The sequence below is a fragment of the Deltaproteobacteria bacterium genome, from assembly GCA_016933965.1.
GTDB lineage: Bacteria > Desulfobacterota > Syntrophia > Syntrophales > UBA2210 > JAFGTS01.
In genome coordinates this window covers 22,056-40,837 of the sequence record JAFGTS010000006.1, presented here as the reverse complement: position 1 = coordinate 40,837, position 18,782 = coordinate 22,056, and the positions used below count along the sequence as shown (strand labels likewise).

The 18,782-nt window shown below is 56.8% G+C and carries 16 protein-coding genes; 10 read left to right on the top strand and 6 right to left on the bottom strand.

Annotated elements, in window-relative coordinates:
- Nucleotides 1–402: 402 nt before the first annotated feature.
- The 4 genes from JXO48_01360 (at nucleotide 403) to JXO48_01345 (ending at nucleotide 3,875) form a co-directional block, all read left to right on the top strand.
- Nucleotides 403–1,428 carry a TRAP transporter substrate-binding protein gene (locus tag JXO48_01360; protein ID MBN2282516.1) on the top strand — a complete coding sequence of 342 codons (1,026 nt, stop codon included), beginning with the start codon at nucleotides 403–405 and terminating at the stop codon, nucleotides 1,426–1,428.
- 195 nt (nucleotides 1,429–1,623) lie between these two features.
- On the top strand, nucleotides 1,624–2,106 hold the full coding sequence (locus JXO48_01355) for a TRAP transporter small permease (protein ID MBN2282515.1): 483 nt from the start codon (nucleotides 1,624–1,626) through the stop codon (nucleotides 2,104–2,106).
- Nucleotides 2,103–3,404 (top strand): TRAP transporter large permease, encoded by a 1,302-nt coding sequence (locus JXO48_01350; GenBank protein ID MBN2282514.1) that lies wholly within the window; start codon nucleotides 2,103–2,105, stop codon nucleotides 3,402–3,404. Before JXO48_01355 ends, JXO48_01350 begins: the two co-directional genes overlap by 4 nt.
- Nucleotides 3,405–3,413: 9 nt before the next feature.
- Nucleotides 3,414–3,875, top strand: a complete 462-nt coding sequence (locus tag JXO48_01345) for a 3D domain-containing protein (protein MBN2282513.1) — start codon at nucleotides 3,414–3,416, stop codon at nucleotides 3,873–3,875.
- A 65-nt stretch (nucleotides 3,876–3,940) separates the two neighbouring features.
- Here JXO48_01345 and JXO48_01340 read toward each other — a convergent pair whose 3' ends face one another.
- The 6 genes from JXO48_01340 to folD all read right to left on the bottom strand — a co-directional run bounded on the left by JXO48_01340 (nucleotide 3,941) and on the right by folD (nucleotide 11,312).
- Nucleotides 3,941–4,417: a lipoprotein signal peptidase gene (locus JXO48_01340; GenBank protein MBN2282512.1), complete on the bottom strand. Its 477-nt coding sequence runs from the start codon at nucleotides 4,415–4,417 to the stop codon at nucleotides 3,941–3,943.
- Nucleotides 4,418–4,491: 74 nt separating this feature from the next.
- Entirely contained in the window at nucleotides 4,492–7,290 is a 2,799-nt protein-coding gene (gene ileS / locus JXO48_01335; GenBank protein ID MBN2282511.1) for an isoleucine--tRNA ligase, read from the bottom strand.
- A gap of 177 nt (nucleotides 7,291–7,467) precedes the next feature.
- Nucleotides 7,468–9,099: a chaperonin GroEL gene (gene groL / locus JXO48_01330; GenBank protein ID MBN2282510.1), complete on the bottom strand. Its 1,632-nt coding sequence runs from the start codon at nucleotides 9,097–9,099 to the stop codon at nucleotides 7,468–7,470.
- Nucleotides 9,100–9,123: 24 nt separating this feature from the next.
- Nucleotides 9,124–9,414: a co-chaperone GroES gene (gene groES / locus JXO48_01325; GenBank protein MBN2282509.1), complete on the bottom strand. Its 291-nt coding sequence runs from the start codon at nucleotides 9,412–9,414 to the stop codon at nucleotides 9,124–9,126.
- Between the two features lie 385 nt (nucleotides 9,415–9,799).
- Complete coding sequence (locus JXO48_01320; GenBank protein MBN2282508.1) at nucleotides 9,800–10,414, bottom strand: MBL fold metallo-hydrolase; 615 nt, start codon at nucleotides 10,412–10,414, stop codon at nucleotides 9,800–9,802.
- A gap of 43 nt (nucleotides 10,415–10,457) precedes the next feature.
- Complete coding sequence (gene folD, locus JXO48_01315; protein ID MBN2282507.1) at nucleotides 10,458–11,312, bottom strand: bifunctional methylenetetrahydrofolate dehydrogenase/methenyltetrahydrofolate cyclohydrolase FolD; 855 nt, start codon at nucleotides 11,310–11,312, stop codon at nucleotides 10,458–10,460.
- 197 nt (nucleotides 11,313–11,509) lie between these two features.
- Here folD and JXO48_01310 point away from each other — a divergent pair, with 197 nt between their 5' ends.
- The 6 genes from JXO48_01310 to JXO48_01285 all read left to right on the top strand — a co-directional run bounded on the left by JXO48_01310 (nucleotide 11,510) and on the right by JXO48_01285 (nucleotide 18,717).
- Entirely contained in the window at nucleotides 11,510–12,973 is a 1,464-nt protein-coding gene (locus JXO48_01310) for an AMP-binding protein (protein MBN2282506.1), read from the top strand.
- 266 nt (nucleotides 12,974–13,239) lie between these two features.
- Complete coding sequence (locus JXO48_01305; protein MBN2282505.1) at nucleotides 13,240–14,529, top strand: acetyl-CoA C-acetyltransferase; 1,290 nt, start codon at nucleotides 13,240–13,242, stop codon at nucleotides 14,527–14,529.
- A gap of 58 nt (nucleotides 14,530–14,587) precedes the next feature.
- Nucleotides 14,588–15,448, top strand: coding sequence for a 3-hydroxybutyryl-CoA dehydrogenase (locus tag JXO48_01300; protein MBN2282504.1), 861 nt, complete (start codon nucleotides 14,588–14,590; stop codon nucleotides 15,446–15,448).
- Nucleotides 15,449–15,465: 17 nt separating this feature from the next.
- The gene (locus tag JXO48_01295) at nucleotides 15,466–16,248 is read left to right on the top strand and encodes an enoyl-CoA hydratase/isomerase family protein (GenBank protein ID MBN2282503.1); all 783 of its coding nucleotides are present in this window, start codon (nucleotides 15,466–15,468) and stop codon (nucleotides 16,246–16,248) included.
- 49 nt (nucleotides 16,249–16,297) lie between these two features.
- Complete coding sequence (locus JXO48_01290; GenBank protein ID MBN2282502.1) at nucleotides 16,298–17,446, top strand: acyl-CoA dehydrogenase family protein; 1,149 nt, start codon at nucleotides 16,298–16,300, stop codon at nucleotides 17,444–17,446.
- 62 nt (nucleotides 17,447–17,508) lie between these two features.
- Entirely contained in the window at nucleotides 17,509–18,717 is a 1,209-nt protein-coding gene (locus tag JXO48_01285; GenBank protein MBN2282501.1) for a 2,3-bisphosphoglycerate-independent phosphoglycerate mutase, read from the top strand.
- Nucleotides 18,718–18,782: the final 65 nt, after the last annotated feature.

Below are 18,782 nucleotides of genomic sequence, written 5' to 3'. Positions count from 1 at the left end.
GCGGCGGTCCTGTTCAACGGAACCCCTTGTCATCCCAGCATCGCGCACCTGTTGGAAGATCGCTGCACGGTACCGGGCAGAGCCCCGTCAAAAAAACGGGACCGCCGGAGAACGGACAGGGACCGTACAAAGTACTTGACAGGAACCGTAAAATTACATACAGACAGCACTAATCCTTTGAATTGAGCTGAGCAGATGAACGAAAGACAGCATCATCCTTTCAAAAGCCTTCCTTTTTATTTCTACGCCTACATGTATTAATGCCTGCTGCCCGTCCGTCCGTGGATGGTCAAGCAGGCTTCCCGAACCAACCACTTCGTGGTTGCATGAATCGATCAGCAGCTTATTCTATCGTTAAAACAAATGAATGCCATATCAATATGTTAGATGGAGGGAACAACAATGAGGAGAATGACGCAGAGTATCTTGGCAGTGGGGCTGGTACTGGCATTTCTGTGCATACCGGCCGGTCCCGGGGTGGTCCAGGCACAAACGGTGAACCTGACCTACAGCATATTCTTTCCACCCACGCACGATCAGTGCAAGGCAGCCGTTGACTGGGCTCAGGAAGTGGAAAAACGAACCGACGGCAGGGTCCGAATCACCCTTTTCCCGGGGGGCACCCTGACGGCGGCCAACCAGTGCTATGACGGGGTTGTGAACGGCATTTCCGACATCGGCATGTCCTGCTTCGCGTACACCCGTGGCCGGTTTCCCGTTATGGAGGCCCTTGACCTTCCTCACGGATATCCCAGCGGTCTGGTGGCGACACGGGTCGCCGACGAATTTGCCAGAACCATGCAGCCGGAGGAACTCAAGGATGTCAAGGTCCTTTACATCCACGCCCACGGACCGGGTCTTCTCCACACACAGAAACCCGTCAGGACCCTGGAAGAACTGAAGGGCATGAAGATCCGCTCCACCGGCCTGAGCGCAAAGGTTGCGGAGGCACTGGGCGGTGTTCCGGTCGCCATGCCCCAGGGAGCCACCTATGAGGCCCTGCAGAAAGGGGTCGTCGAGGGGACCTTCACTCCCATCGAGACGCTCAAGGGATGGAAACAGGCCGAAGTGATCAAATACACCACCGATTGCAACAGCGTGGGATACACAACCGCCATGTTCGTGGTCATGAACAAGGATAAATGGAACTCGCTCCCCCAGGATATCCGTGACATCATGGACGGGATAAGCCGCGAATGGGTCGACATCCATGGGAAGGTCTGGGATTCGAGCGATGACGAAGGACGGAAGTTCACGCTCGAAAGGGGAAATGAGATCCTTTCACTCACCGACGAGGAAAGCAAACGGTGGGTAGCGGCGGTCCGGCCCGTTATCGATGAATACATATCGGGCGCGGAAGAGAAGAACCTCCCCGGGAAGCAGGCCGTTGAGGAGGTTCAGCGTCTGATAGGAAAGAACAGGAAGTAATAGCGACTTCGTTAAAAGTCCATATGCTTCGGTGCGCTTCTGGCACTTTTCACAAAGCCGCATCAACTGATACTGTTTTCGATCTTTTGAGAGAGATCGGTGTCTGGCATATTCCAGAGGTCACGGCTCCCCGTGCGCAGGGCAGTGCGCCGGGGCGCCTGACCTCCCAATACGGGGAGCGCGGGAGAGCGAGCCATGCTTCACTTTGAAAAACCTGTCGGCATTCTTTCAGATGTCTTCAACTGGGTCGCGGCGGCGGCATTGACGGTCATGATGCTGCTGACCTGCTGCGACGTGGTGCTTCGCCTTTTCCGGCACCCCATCCCCGGCACCTATGAGATCGTCAGCCTGCTGGGAACGGTGGTCGTGGCCTTTGCCCTTGCTTACACGACCCTGCAGGGTGGTCACATCGCCGTGGAATTTCTCGTCCAGCGATTCTCGAAGCGGGTGCAGAACGCCATTGACGCCGTCAACGGCATCATCAGCATGCTTCTCTTCGGGATCATATCGTGGCAGAGCTTCATGTACGGGTTGAGCCTCCGAGCAACCGGCGAGGTATCCCTCACGATCCAGTTGCCGATCTATCCCTTTGCCTTCGGAATCTCCCTCGGGTGCGCCGTCGTCTGTCTGGTACTCATAAAGGAGATCGCCGCATCACTGAAAAAGGTGCTTTCATGAACCCCACCGTCATCGGCCTGATCGGAATCGTTGCTCTGTTCATCTTTATCTTTTCGCGGATGCCTGTGGGATTCGTTATGGCCGTCATCGGGTTCCTCGGCTTCGGGTATCTCGTTTCCTTTGACGCCTCTCTGAACCTCATCGCCAAGGACATCTATTCTGTTTTCGGCTCCTACAATCTGACGGTGATCCCCCTGTTCGTGCTCATGGGCCAGCTCGCGTACCATTCCGGCATCAGTAAGCGACTTTTCGATTCCGCATACAAGTTCATCGGTCACTGGCCCGGCGGGCTGGCGATAGCGGCAATCGGCGCCTGTGCCGCCTTCGCGGCGATCTGCGGTTCAACGAACGCGACGGCGGCCGCCATGGCGGCAGTGACCCTTCCGGAGATGAAACGCTATAATTATAAACCGGAACTTGCCACGGGAGTGATCGCCGCCGGGGGAAGCCTTGGCATCCTGATCCCCCCGAGCGTTATATTCATCGTTTACGGCATTCTCACGGAGCAGTCCATCGGCAAGCTGTTCATGGCTGGAATTCTGCCGGGATTACTCCTGACCGTTCTTTTTGTCATCACGATCCTCATATGGGCCAGCCTCAGGCCGGACCTGGGGCCCCGGGGACCGCGGGCATCGTTCAGGGAACGACTTGAATCACTGTCAGGCGTCCTGGAGACCCTGATCCTGTTCGTGCTCGTCATGGGAGGTCTCTTCGTGGGTTTTTTCACGCCTACCGAGGCGGGAGCGATCGGGGCCTTTGGAACCCTGCTCCTGGCAGTGATACGGCGCAACCTGAGCTTGAAGGGGTTTGCCACTTCCCTTTTCGAGACGACCCGCATCACCTGCATGGTCATGGTGATCGTGGCCGGCGCCACCATCTTCGGTCACTTTCTCGCGGTGACCCGCATCCCCTTCGACATCGCCACCTGGATAGCGGGCATCGATCTGCCGAGGTTTTTCATCATCCTCATCATCATTGCCCTCTACCTCGTCGGCGGCTGTTTCATCGACGCCCTGGCACTGGTCATGCTGACCATTCCCATCTTCTATCCCGTCATTCTCTACCTCAACTACGATCCCATATGGTTCGGCGTCATCATCGTTCTCATCACACAGATCGGCGTCATCACCCCTCCTGTGGGTATCAATGTCTATATCGTCAGCGGCGTCGCCCGGGACGTCCCGCTCCATGTTATCTTCAAAGGCGTGATGCCCCTCCTGATCGCCCTCATCGTCGGAACACTGCTGCTGATCCCCTTTCCCCAGATCGCGCTCTTCCTGCCGAGCCTTATGCGGTAAGGGGGTGCCATGAGACGATTCCGATCGACCGCGACAGCCAGGATCATCATCCTTACCGCCATTATCACACTGGTCGGCGGGTGCTGTTCCCTGCCGAAACACGCCCGGCACAGAAAGATCGTTCGCACCATGCTCGTCACCGCTTATGACGCGGGTCCGGAATCCTGCGGGTGGGAACGGAAATACGGCTGCATCGGTCCGCCCGTGCATGCCTACGGCCCCCGCAAGGGGGAGCGTAAAATCGTGGGCATGACGGCCGACGGTTCACGGGCACGGCCCGGGACCATCGCGGCCGATCCCAAATATCCCTTCGGCACGCGGATGTATGTCCCCGGCTATGGATGGGGAGTTGTGCATGACCGGGGCACCGCCATACAGGGCGATCACATCGATATCTTTTTCCGCAGCCACGACGATGCCCTCGAGTGGGGACGAAAATATCTTGACGTAACGATCATTCTGCCGGAATGAGAGGCGCCGCGCGGTCCCGCGGTGGATTTCCCCGCCATGGTCCTTCAGGTGCCGCTTCGCGGGGACTATGCCCTTCGCCTGAATATTTCGTAAAGAAGCAGCAGTGCCCCGATCGTGATGGCCGTATCGGCGATATTGAACGCGGGCCAGTGATAAGAAGCGATATAGAAGTCAAGAAAATCGATCACTTCTCCGTATCGTACCCGGTCTATCAGATTGCCGAGGGCCCCTCCCATGATGAGAGAGAGCGAGAAGGTCAGCAGGACCTCCCGCGCCTTGCTCTTGGCGATGAAATAGAGGATCAGGATCATGGCGATCAGGGTAACAATGATCAGGAAGAAGGATCGGAAAACGGGTGGCGCGTCGGCAAGAAAGCCGAAAGCGGCTCCCGGGTTCTTCACGTAGGTGAGATCAAGGAATCCCGGAATGATACTGACCGATTCATGGGGCCAGAAATGCGAGCTGATATAGAGTTTCAGGAACTGATCGAGGAGAACGACGGCCAGCAGGGTCACAAAGAACACAAAATACTTCGTTTTCATATCAGATGCCTCCGAAGGAATATATCACAGCCTTTCCGAATTCCATGAAGACGGACGTGCCATCCCCCCTGTTTTCAGAGGTTGCTCCGACACCGTTCGCAGATCTCGGGATGCTCCGCATCGGTCCCGACCGTTTCGCTGTAATTCCAGCAGCGGTTGCATTTTTCACCCCGGGCCCGGGACACGCCGATAACAAGGCCTTCATATTCGGCGCTTTCATAAGGTTCGGCGATTCCCTTCCGATCGGTCAGTTCAACCTGGGATACGATCAGAAGCGATCTGAGGCTCGGCAGGTATTTTTCCAGAAGGTCGCGCAGCTTTTCCGGCGCGTCCATTTCCACCCGGCAATCGAGTGAATGACCGATGATCTTTTTCTGTCGCGCCAGTTCCGTTGCCTTTGAGACCTCCCATTTCACCCCGATGAGCGTTTTCCATCGCTCACCGAGATCGGCATCGATATAGCATTCGTCCTCTTCCGGAAACTGCGTCATGTGAACGCTTTCCATCTTTCCCTCACAGAGAGGAAGGCTCTGCCATATTTCCTCGGACGTGAAGGTCAGGATCGGGGCAAGCAGGCGGGCCATGGCATCGAGAATGATATGCATGGCCGTCTGGGCCGACCGCCGCTCCGTCGAGGTCGCCCGTGACGTATACAGGCGGTCTTTCAGAACATCCAGGTACAGAGCGCTGAGGTCTACGGTACAGAAATTATAGAGGAGATAGTACACCATGTGATACTGATAATTTTCATAGGCACCGCGCACGCGCCTGATGATCTCCTGAAGCCGGTGCAGGATCCACCGGTCGATCTCTTCCATTTCCTCATAGGGCACACTGTCGGCCGTACAGTCGAAGTCATAGAGGTTGCCCAGGATGTAGCGGCTGGTGTTGCGAATACGCCGGTAGGCTTCGACGAGACGCTTGAGTATTTCTTCGGAGATACGGATATCAACGGTATAATCCTCTGCGGCCACCCAGAGCCGCAGTATTTCGGCACCATACTGATCGACCAGGACCTGGGGATCGACAAAATTTCCCATCGACTTGGACATCTTCTTCCCATCGCCGTCGACGACGAACCCGTGGGTGAGAACCGTCCGGTAGGGTGCCCGGTCCCGGGTCCCCACGGACTCGAGCAGCGACGAATGAAACCAGCCCCGGTGCTGGTCGCTGCCCTCGAGATAGATGTCGGCGGGCGACCGCAGGCCTTTCCAAGCCTTATTGTTTTCCAGAACGGCCGCGTGGCTCACGCCTGAGTCGAACCAGACATCAAGGATATTCATTTCCTTTTTGAAGTCACCGCCGCCGCACTCTGGACAGACGGTCCCTTCCGGGAGGAGGTCACCGGCCTCTCGGTCGAACCAGACATCGGCGCCGTGTTCCCTGACAAGGGCCACCACGTGGTCCATGATCTCCTTCGTCACCAAGTATTTTCCACAGTTCCTGCAATAGAATATCGTCAGAGGGACGCCCCAGAGGCGCTGGCGTGAAATACACCAGTCCGGGCGGTTTTCTATCATGCCGTAGATACGGTCACGGCCCCAGGCGGGGACCCATGTGACCTGGTCGATCGCGTCAAGGGCACGGCGGCGAAGATTATTCGCCTCCATCGAGACGAACCACTGTTCCGTCGACCTGAAGATGATCGGGTTCTTGCAGCGCCAGCAGTGCGGGTATTGATGCTCCATGCTGTGCAGACCCAGGAGCGCCCCGACCTCCTTCAGCTTTTCGTTGACGGCGTCGTTCGCATCAAAGACGAACTGGCCGGCGAAGAAATCGACGTCTTTCGTGAAATTTCCATCGTCATCGACGGGGGCGTACACTTCGAGACCGTATTCCAGCGCTATCTCATAGTCTTCCTGGCCGTGGCCGGGGGCGATGTGGACGGTCCCCGTTCCGGCGTCAAGGGTGACGAAGGGTGCCAGGATCAGCACGCTCTCGCGGTCGATGAAGGGATGCCTGCACTTCTGTCCCTCCACGACGGAGCCGTTGAACTCATCAAGTATCTCATAGGGTTCGTCGCGATATCCGAAGGCGTCCATGCAGTAATCCATCAGTTCCTTGGCGAATATGAGCACATCGCCGCGGACCTTGACGGCCACATAATCGAAATCCTTGTGAAAGGCGATGGCCAGATTGGCGGGTATCGTCCAGGGGGTGGTGGTCCAGATGACCACAAAAACCTTTTCACCGGCGAGTTTCGGCAGCACCGACGAAATGTCGGATATGACGGGGAACTTTACGTAAATGGACGGGGTCGAATGATCGGCGTACTCCACTTCCGCCTCGGCAAGTGCCGTTTTACAGGAGGCGCACCAGTACACCGGTTTCTCACCCTTGTAGATATCCCCCTTGAGGAAGAGTTCCCCGAACTCCTCGACGGTCCGCGCCTCATAGTCATAGCTCATGGTCACATAGGGATTGTCCCACTCACCGAAAACACCGAATCGCTTGAACTGCTTGCGCTGGATATTTACGAACCGTTCGGCGTAGTCCCGGCAGAGCCGCCGCTTTTCTCCCTGTGAGAGGGTATACTGCTTGTCACCGAGCTTCAGGTCCACCTGGTGCTCGATGGGAAGTCCGTGGCAGTCCCAGCCCGGGACGTAAATGCTGTCAAACCCCGACATGTTCTTTGACTTGACCACGATATCCTTGATGATCTTGTTCAGGGCCGTGCCGAGATGGATATCGCCGTTGGCATAGGGCGGCCCGTCATGCAGAATATATGATTCCCTTCCTTTTGAAATATCCCTGATCTTTTTATAGATATCCATTTCTTCCCAGCGCTTGAGCATTTCCGGCTCCTTCTGCGCCAGGTTGGCTTTCATGGGAAATGATGTTTTCGGCAGATTCAACGTATCCTTGTAATCCATGTACTTCTCCCGGTCATTTTTATTCCGCCTCTCTTAGCATACTTCATCTTTTATAGGCAATATCTTTGACGACTCCGCAGAACGTCCATTTTGACGGAACGCAAAAAGCCCCGTTCCTGCCGGTAACGGGGCTTTTTCGTTACGTTATGTTTCTGACTTTTTACCGGAATGCCGGTCTTACATCATTCCACCCATTCCGCCTCCGGGAGGCATGGGGGGCATGGGCGGTTCCTCTTTCGGTTTCTCCGCGACCATGCACTGCGTGGTGAGCATCAGCGACGCCACGCTGGAGGCGTTCTGAATGGCGAACCGTGCCACCTTCGTGGGATCGATGACGCCGATCTTCATGAGATTATCATACTTGTCGGTCTGCGCGTTGAACCCGAAGTCGCCTTTTCGGCTTTTCACCTTTTCGACAACGATGGACCCCTCATGGCCCGCGTTCTGGGCTATCATTCGAAGGGGCTCTTCCACCGCCTTTTTGATTATGTTCACACCGACCTGCTGGTCGCCGGTCAGCTTCAGCTTGTCGAGGGCGGGGATGGTCCGCACCAGGGCGACACCGCCACCGGGGATGATCCCTTCTTCGACGGCCGCGCGGGTCGCGTTCAGGGCGTCCTCGACACGGGCTTTCTTCTCTTTCATTTCCGTCTCCGTGGCCGCGCCGACCCTGATCACGGCTACACCGCCGACCAGTTTCGCCAGGCGTTCCTGGAGCTTTTCACGATCGTAATCGGAAGTGGTCTCCTCGATCTGCGCGCGGATCTGTTTGACCCTGCCCTCAAGGCTTGCCCGGTCACCGGCACCGTCGATGATCGTGGTGTTGTCCTTGTCGATGACGATACGCTTGGCCGTTCCCATATCTTCGAGTCGCGCCGTTTCCAGTTTCGATCCCATTTCTTCGGAAATGACCTTCCCGCCGGTCAGAATGGCGATATCTTCCAGCATGGCCTTCCTGCGGTCACCAAAACCGGGGGCCTTGACGGCCGCTACATGAAGGGTCCCGCGGATCTTGTTGACGACCAGCGTGGCAAGGGCTTCGCCCTCCACATCTTCGGCGATGAGGAGGAGCGGTTTGCCCATCTTGGCGATATTTTCAAGGATGGGAAGGAGATCTTTCATGTTGCCGATCTTCTTGTCATGGATAAGGATGAAAGGATCTTCCAGGTTCGCTTCCATCTTTTCGGCATTGGTCACGAAGTAGGGGGAAATATATCCACGATCGAACTGCATGCCTTCCACGACCTCGAGTTCTGTCTGCAGGCTTTTCGCCTCTTCCACGGTGATGACGCCTTCCTTGCCGACCTTGCCCATGGCCTCGGCGATGATATTGCCGATCGTGTCATCATTGTTGGCCGAAATGGTTCCCACCTGGGCGATCTCTTTCTGGTCCTTCGTCGGTTTGCTGAGCTTCTTCAGCTCCGCCACGACCAGTTCAACCGCCTTGTCGATACCCCTCTTGACCTCCATGGGATTGCTTCCGGCGGCAACCGCCTTGACACCTTCCCGGTAAATGGCCTGGGCGAGGATCGTGGCCGTCGTGGTCCCGTCACCGGCGACGTCACTGGTCTTGCTCGCCACTTCCCGCACCATCTGGGCACCCATATTCTCAAACTTGTCTTCCAGCTCGATCTCTTTCGCGACGGTGACACCGTCCTTTGTTACGGTCGGTGAACCGAATGTCTTTTCAAGGATGACGTTTCGTCCCTTGGGTCCAAGGGTTACTTTTACCGCATCGGCAAGAGCATTGACGCCACGGAGGATAGACTTCCTGGCCTCCTCATCATATTGCAAAATTTTAGCACCCATTAAAAACTTCCTCCTTTACGCTTTTTACTTTTCAATAACTCCCAGGATATCATCTTCCCGCATGATGAGATGTTCCACGTCGTCAATCTTCACTTCCGTTCCCGCGTATTTGCTGAAGAGGACCCGGTCACCGGCCTTCACATCGACCTTTATCAACTTACCATCTTCCGTGCGCTTCCCGGGACCGACGGCGATGACCTCACCCTCCATCGGTTTTTCCTTCGCGCTGTCGGGAATGATTATCCCGCCCTTTGTCTTTTCCTCTTCCTGCAATCGCTTAACAATGATCCTGTCATGCAATGGCCTGATCTTCATCCTTTCAAATCTCCTTTCTTGCAATGTAATAAACCAATGGTTTCTATTGATTTTTCGATGAGCACCACTAACATATGCATGATTTCCATCCTGTCAAGCGTGCTCTCACAATTTTTTTAAAGCCCGGAACTTTATTCACGGAAGCATTCTCTCAGGAGCGGCCATTGAAACGTTTTTGGGAATTCAAGGGTTTTCTCCTCCCTTTGCAAAGGGGGAACTTAAGGAACACTTGATATCACAGGTTTCACGATGTTCACTTTGTCGCTCTGTCGCTTTGCCCCTTTGCCACTGACCATAACGTTTCGGGCCGATGAAAAGTGATGGCTTCCATGAGCAGATATTCGTATGTGTTTTTTCATGCAGAACGGCTTCGTATAAGGGATGATCATCCTTGGACGACCGGCTTTATATCCACGGGGCAGTCACAGAGCTCACGGAATCTCTCGGCGTCCTCGATCGATCCGACGATGTCGCCGTAATGGATCGGGATCGCCGCCTTCGGCCCTATGATGTTCACCATGCGCGCGGCTTCCTCGGCCGTCATCGTGTAGGTCCCGCCGACGGGCGCGATGACGATGTCCGCTTGTATCGCATCCATCTCGGGGATGTAATCGGTGTCACCGCAATAGTAGATCCTGGTCCCATCCATGGTGATGATGAACCCGACCCAGTTGTTGTGCTTCGGATGAAACGGTTTCGACGGATTGTAGGACGGCACGGCTTCGACGGATACGTTATCAACGGTGATGGTCCCGCCGGGCGTGATGACCCTGACCGTTCCCGAAAGCCTGCCGGCGCAGTCCCCAGTGGTGATGATGACCGTATCGGGCGTCTGTACCTTCTTTACATCCGCCGGAGAAAGGTGATCATCATGGGAATGACTGATGAGCACGAGGTCGGCTTTCTGCTCGCCCCTGATCTTCCAGGGATCGATATAAATGATCTTTTCTCCGTTTATCCTGATGCTCGAGTGGCCGAGCCAGAAAATGTTTCCCGTCATATCTCCCTCCTTTTGTCTCTTTTCCCCTCCGGGTCCGCTTTCCCTATCGGACGTCAGGGCTGCTTTCCGCTGCCTGCAGCGTGTTTGAAAGCAGCATGGCGATGGTCATGGGGCCGACACCGCCCGGCACGGGTGTTATATAGGAAGCCTTGCCGGCAACCGTTTTCGCCACATCGCCCGTCAGCCGGCCCTCGGGCGTCCGGTTCATCCCCACGTCGATCACGACGGCGCCATCCTTTACCATCTCGGGGGTGATCATCTCGGCACTGCCGGCCGCCGCCACCAGAATGTCGGCTCTCGCCGTGACGGAGCCGAGGTCCCGCGTGCGCGTGTGACAGACCGTAATGGTGGCATGTCTTCTGAGAAGCATCAGGGCGAGGGGTTTTCCCACGATGTTGCTTCTTCCCACGATGACCGCCTCCTTGCCCTCGATGCCGATATCGTACCGGTCAAGCAGCTCGATGATCCCCAGTGGGGTGCAGGCACTATGGTAAGGGGTGCCAGTGAACAGTCTTCCCCTGTTGTAGGGATGGAACCCGTCGACGTCCTTTTTGGGGTCAACGGCTTCGACGACGGCCTCCGGATCCATCCGTCCCGGCAGGGGAAGCTGCACCAGGATGCCGTGAATGTCGGCGTCCCGGTTCAATTCCTGCACCAGGTCAATGACGACGTCCTGTTGCGTGTCGCCGGGCAGCCGGTATTGACGGGACAGGAAACCCGCCGCGGCACAGGCTTTCTCCTTGTTCCTGACGTATATCTGCGACGCAGGATCATCCCCCACCAGGATCACCGCCAGTCCCGGCGTGATACCGCGCGTCTCCCTGATCCGAGCGGCCTTTTCCCGTATCTCGTTCCTGATATCTTCCGCCGCCTTTTTCCCGTCGATAATAACCGCCATGTCATCGCTCCGTTTTCCAGATGAAATAAATTTTTTTTATGTATCGTACCACGCGGTGAAATGTCAAGAAACTACGGCAAACCGATGGAACACAGTAGATTCGGGCGATCCCGGGACAGGCAATAACGTTGTCAATTTTGTTGAAGTAAAATAGTCCTTTGTGCTATGTCACGTGCTTGTGAATCGTGGAGGATTTCATGGAAACGGAAAATCTTGGAACGATGCTGGATGAAACCTGCGGCCGCTATCCCGACAGATCGTTCCTGACATATAAAGACACTCGATATACCTATGAAGACCTTGACCGGGCGGTTGGGCTTCTCGGCCGCCGGCTCACGGGTCTCGGCATTACCCGCGGGGACAAGGTGGCCATCATGCTCCCCAATATCCCGGAGTTCATCGCCGCCTACTTTGCTGTTCTGAAACTCGGCGGCGTGGCCGTCACCGTGAATGTGGCCTCCACTCCCCATGAGCTTACCTATCTTCTCAACAACAGTGATGCCCGGGCCTTTATCACGACCCCCCAGGGAGCAAAAAGATACGGCGAGATGAAGAACAACGCCCCGGGGTGTCCTCACCTCATCACCGTTGACGACACCGATGACGGGTTCTCCATGGAAAAGGCCGGGACGGGAACCGCCGAACGGATCGAGACCGTTGCAATGAAGGCCGATGACCCGGCGGTCATGATCTATACATCGGGTCTCACGGGAAAACCGCTCGGCGCGGTGCTGACCCACGGAAACCTTCTGACCCAGTCCATATTGCTGCGGGACGTCTGTAATGGAACGAAGGACGACAAGGGTCTGTGCCTCATCCCCCTCTACCATTCCTTCGGCGCCACGGTGAACATGCTGATGATCCTGAAGATCGGCGCCGGTCTGGTCATGATGGACCAGTTCAATCTGGAAACGATCTTTCGCGCCATCGAAACGGAACGGGTCACCTATATCGCCGCCGTTCCCCGGTTGTACCTGGGCATGCTTCTCTATCCCGACGCGGACAATTACGATCTCAGCTCTCTGCGGTTCTGCATTACCGGCGGGTCCAAGATGCCCCCGGAGCACATCTCCCCCTTCAGGGAGAAGTTCGGTGCCATTCTCATGGAGGGCTACGGCCTGACCGAGGCGTCACCGGTCTGTTCCGTGAACCGGATGAACATGGTGAACAAGCCGGGTTCCACCGGCATACCGATCCCTGAAGTTCAGGCCAGGATCGTCGATGATACGGATCGGGAACTCGCACCGGGCGAGATTGGGGAGCTGCTTATCAAGGGTCCCAATGTCATGAAGGGATACTACAAGACAGAGGAAGCAACGGCGGAGGTGCTGAAAAACGGGTGGCTCTACACGCGCGACCTGGCCTACATCGATACCGAAGGCTATATCTTTCTGACGGGCCTGAAGAAACGAATGATCATCACCAGCGGGTTCAATGTATACCCGAAGGAAGTTGAAGACATTCTCGACCTCCATCCCGCCGTCGCCGCTTCCCGCGTCGTCGGGAAAGAGGACCTGATGCGGGGAGAGATCGTCAAGGCCTTCATTATACGGAAGAACCAGGAAGGGGCGGACGAAAAGGACATCATCCGCCATTGCAGAACCTACCTATCGGCATACAAGTGCCCCAGAGAGGTTGAATTCGTCACCGAATTCGATTAAACAGAGGAACACCTCGTTCACCGGCACTCCGCTCTCAGAAACAGTCACCGGGGTGGAGCCGCGATGAACATCGGTTCTTTTCTAAAAGGCGGACCTGACGAGGATATGCCGGACCCCTTATACCCTGTGAACGGGCCGACGGTTCCTCGCAGTCGGAGATGACGGAGATCGCGAACACAGCTCCACGAATGACCTGGTCATTTCGTTCCGCCGGCTTTGAAGCGGATACAATTAAAAAAAACATTACGATTGAAGGGAGAATATCCATGAAAGATGTTGTTATTGTGAGCGGAGCGCGAACAGCCGTTGGAACCTTCGGCGGATCTCTGAAAGATGTTAGGTGCGTCGACCTCGGAGCTCTCGTTATCAAGGAAGCACTCAAACGTGCGGGCCTCAGGCCGGTCATCAGCGATTTTATCAAGTCGTGCCGTCCCGATATCTTCGGCGAATTCGACAAGACGGAGATCAACCAGAAATATTACGACTACGATGATTCACTGAACGCGGTCTACGTGGACGAATGCATCATGGGGAACGTCCTGACCGGCGGGCAGGGTCAGAACCCCGGGCGGCAGGCATCGATCTATGCGGGCCTGCCGGAAGAAACCAACGCAATCACGGTGAATAAGGTCTGCGCCTCGGGTATGAAGGCCATCACGCTTGCCGCGCAGATCATTCAGTCGGGAGACGCCGATATCATCGTCGCGGGCGGCATGGAGAACATGAGCCAGGCGCCTTTCGCTCTTCCCAACGCCCGGTGGGGATACCGGATGAGCATGCCCTTCGGCAAGATCGCCGATCTGATGGTTCATGACGGTCTCTACGAGATCTTTAATCAGTACCACATGGGATTCACCGCCGAAAACATCGCCGCTAAGTACGGGATCTCACGGCAGGAGCAGGACGAACTCGGTCTCATGAGCCACCAGCGGGCCCGGGCGGCCATCGCCGCCGGTTCCGTGGCGGACGAGATCGTCCCCGTCGTCATTCCGAAGAAAAAGGGCGACCCCACTGTTTTTGACACGGATGAACGGCCGATGGACACGACCATTGAAAAGATGGGAAAACTGCCGCCGGTCTTCAAGAAAGACGGGACCGTCACGGCCGGCAACGCCTCGGGGATAAATGATGCCGCCGCGGCCGTTGTCGTGATGAGCGCCGAAAAGGCGAAGGAACTCGGCCTGAAACCGCTGGTGAAGATCAGGGGATTCGCCTCCGGCGGCGTGGATCCCGCCTACATGGGTTTGGGACCGATACCGGCGACGAGGAAGGTCCTGAAAAAGCTCGGCCTCACCATGAAGGACATAGATTACGTTGAACTCAATGAAGCCTTTGCCTGCCAGGCGATCGCCTGCATGAGGGAACTGGATATCAGTATCGACACCTGCAACCTGAATGGAAGCGGTATATCCATCGGCCATCCCATCGGCTGTACCGGGGCCCGCATCACCTACAGTCTCGCCATGGAAATGAACAAGAAGGATTTCAATCTCGGCCTGGCGACCCTGTGCATCGGCGGAGGTCAGGGAATGGCCATCGTTCTGGAACGTGTGTAACGATCCGCACCCGGGACCATGCGCAACACCATAACGGAAACATAAAGGAGTAAACACCATGAAAGTGAAAACATTCGGTATCGTCGGCGCCGGCCAGATGGGCAGCGGCATCGCCCAGGTGGCCGCGCACCTGGGAGGCCTGCAGGTCATCCTGAACGACATAAAAGACGAATTCGTCGACCGGGGATATGCTTCCATTGCCAAGAATCTCGACAGGCTGGTTTCAAAGGAAAAGATCTCGGCGGCCGACAAGGAAGCCGTTCTCGGGCGCATTCAAAAGAGCACCTCGCTGGACGACATGAAGGACGCCGATTTCGTCGTCGAGGCAGCCATTGAACGAGAGGACCTCAAGCTGGAAATATTCCGGACCCTTGACACTGTCTGCAAACCCGGTGTCGTCCTTGCGTCGAACACATCTTCGATCCCTATCACCCGGATCGCCGCCGCCACGAAGCGGCCCGAGTTGGTTATTGGAATGCACTTCATGAATCCCGTGCCGGTCATGAAACTCGTTGAGATCATCAAGGGTCTCGCCACCGCGGAGGAAACATTCCTGATCACGGAAGAGCTGTCGAAAATGTTCGGCAAGGTCCCGGTATCGTGCAACGACTTCCCCGGATTCATCTCCAACCGCATCCTGATCCCGATGCTCAACGAGGCCGTGTACGCCCTCTATGAAGGGGTCGGGACCGTTGAGGCCATTGACAGTATCATGACCCTGGGCATGAACCACCCCATGGGACCGCTGAAACTGGCCGATCTGATCGGTCTCGACACCTGCCTGGCGATCATGGAGGTCCTGCACAAGGGATTGGGCGACAGCAAGTATCGGCCCTGCCCCCTGTTGAAAAAGTATGTGGACGCCGGGTACCTGGGACGAAAGACGGGCAGGGGTTTTTACGATTACAGCGGAGAATAGGCAAAGGAGGAACCGCAATGGAATTCAAAAACCTGCTGATGAGCATTGAAGACGGGATCGCCACGATCACCTTCAACCGGCCGAAAGCGCTCAACGCCATGAATTCAGAGACCATGTCGGAACTCAGGGATGCCGTCACGGCATGCCGTGAGAACGAGGATGTAAGGGTCATCATCCTGACCGGCTCGGGAGACCGGGCCTTCGTGGCCGGCGCGGACATTTCGGAAATGCAGAACCTCGAACCGAGGGAGGCCCTCGCTTTCATGGAACTCGGGCACGAAACCCTGAGACTGCTCGAAACGACGCCGAAGCCGTCCATTGCGGCCGTCAACGGCTTCGCCCTCGGCGGGGGAACCGAGATCTCCATGGCCTGCGATATCCGGTTCGCATCGGAAACGGCACGCTTCGGACAACCTGAAATCCTCATCGGGCTGATCCCGGGTTGGGGAGGAACACAGCGTCTGGCGCGCCTGGTGGGAATGGGCCGGGCCAAGGAACTCATCATGGGCGGTGGTCAGATCGATGCCCGGCGGGCCTATGAGATCGGCCTCGTGAATCAGGTCTTTCCCGCCGACCAGCTCATGGAAGAAACGGTGAAATTCGCGAAAAAGCTGTGCGGCATGCCCCCCTTCCAGTTAAAGATGGCAAAGCATGCCATCAACTTCGGATATGACCTCTCTCTGGACAACGCGAACCGGCTTGAAGTTGAGTGCTGCGCGCAGTGCTTCAGTACCCGCGATCAGAAGGAAGGCATGACGGCCTTCCTTGAAAAGAGGAAACCGGCATACACGGGGAAATAGGCCGCCCGGAGAAGGCTGATCATTCAAACACACGAAAAGGAGTATGTCCATGAACTTCGCACCCACGGAAGAACAACAGATGGTCAGAGACATGGTGAAGCGGTTTTCCGATGAGGAGATCAAGCCGATCGCCGCTGAACTGGATGAAACCCATCGACATCCGGAGGAGATCTGCCGGAAGCTCGGTGAAATGGGGCTTATGGGAGTATCCGTCTCGACCGATTATGACGGTGCGGGAATGGATAACGTCACCTACGTTCTCGCCCTGACGGAAATATCACGGGGCTGTGCGAGCTGCGGCGTTATCACTTCCGTCAATAATTCGCTCTACGGCCATCCTGTAAAATCGTACGGAACCCACGAGCAGAAGCTGGAATTTCTCGCCCCCGTCGCCGGCGGCACGGTGGAGGGCTGTTACGCCCTGACGGAAGCCGGAGCCGGCTGTGACGCGGCAGCGCTGCGGTGCCGTGCCGAGTTGAAAGGCGACACTTACGTCGTGAACGGTGTCAAAAAATTCATCACCAACGGAAACGTCGCGCGCTACTGTGTGCTGGCGGCAACGGAAGACCCGTCGAAAAAATACAAGGGTATTCTGAATCTGGTCGTTGACCTGAAGAACACCCCCGGGTTTTCACTGGGAACGATCGAAGAGAAAATGGGGATCCTGGCCTCCGGGACGGCGGAACTGGTCTTTGAAGACGCCGAGGTGCCGGCCAAAAACCTGCTCGGCAAACCGGGCGAGGGGTTCCGCCAGATGATGGAAGGCCTGAACGCGGGCCGGATCGGCATCGGCTGCCAGGCACTCGGCATCGGACGAGCCGTCCTTGAAGACTCGATCGATTATGCCAAGGACCGGGTCCAGTTCGGACAGCCCATTACATCCTTCCAGGCGATCCAGTGGAAGCTCGCGGATATGGCGACACAGCTTGACGCCGCTGAAATGCTGCTGCTCAAGGCGGCCTGGCTCGAGGACAACGGTTTTAATTTCGAGAAGGAATCGGCCATGGCGAAAATGTACGCATCGGACGTCGCCATGCATGCGGCCGTCGAGGGCGTACAGATATTCGGCGGGTACGGCTACTGCAAGGATTACCCGGCTGAACGGCACATGCGCGACGCGAAGATCTGCCAGATCTATGAGGGAACCAACGAGATCCAGCGGGTCGTCATTGCGCGGAAACTGCTGGGTATGAGATAATGCGGGACAACGACACAACGGGCGGGAGTCATCCCACCCGCTGACCGGGAGCAGGTGGTCCGATGAATCCGGGACTTATAGACACGCTGGTCACCGACAGTGACAGGAAGATCGTTTTTCTCATCATGGACGGCATTGGCGGACTTCCCCACCCGGAAACGGGATTGACGGAACTCGAGTCCGCCGCAACGCCCAACCTCGATGCCCTCGCCCGTGAAGGCGTATGCGGCCTCCTGGACCCCGTGGGTTACGGGGTCACTCCGGGGAGCGGACCGGCACATTTCGCCCTGTTCGGTTATGATCCCGAGGCACATACTGTCGGCAGGGGCCTCCTGGCCGCGGCGGGAATTGATTTCCCCATGAAGGAAGGAGACCTTTTCGCCCGGATCAACTTCGCCACGGTCGACGATAACAACATGGTGATCGACAGGCGCGCGGGACGGATCGATTCGGAAACGAACCGGCGGCTCTGCGAAAAACTCAGCGACACGGTCAAGCTTGCGGGAAATATCTCGGTTTCATTTGAAACGGTCAGAGAACACCGGGCACTGCTCGTCCTCAGGGGAGAGACCTTCCATGAGGACATTGAAGACACCGACCCGGGAACAACTGGAAAACAGCCCCTGCCGCCTCGCCCTCTCTCGCCGGAGGCAGGGGAGACCGCCGCGGTCATTGAAGATATCATCGGGCAGGCACAACGGGTCCTCGCCGACGAACAACGGGCGAACATGATCCTTCTCCGCGGTTTCGCCCGCTACCGGGCATACCGGACGATGCGGGAACGATACCGGCTGAATGCCCTGGCCATCGCCAACTACCCGATGTATCGGGGCATCGCACGCCTGCTGGGGATGACCGTCCATTCGGGGACCGATTCGATCCCCGATGAATTCACGGCACTCGGGACCTCTTTCGAACAGTACGATTTTTTCTTTCTTCATGTGAAGCAGACGGATTCGCGGGGCGAGGACGGCAACTTCGCCGGCAAGGTACAGGTCATCGAGGAAGTGGACGCCCTGATCCCCTCGGTCACCGCTCTGAACCCCGATGTCCTGGTGGTAACAGGCGATCATTCGACACCGGCGGCCCTCTCCTCGCACAGCTGGCACCCCGTTCCGGTCCTGATCCACGGGGCGACGGTCCGCACCGACGGCGTAACCCGCTTCGGTGAAAGAGACTGCATCGCCGGCGGCATCGGCCGCATGCCCATGGTTCACCTCATGGGGCTCGCCCTGGCCCACGCCGGCCGGTTGAAGCGATTCGGGGCCTGACCAAAGCAGGTCCGTCAAACTCCGGGTGTCCCATCATTGCCGATCCACCGAATCGCGGGCAGTAA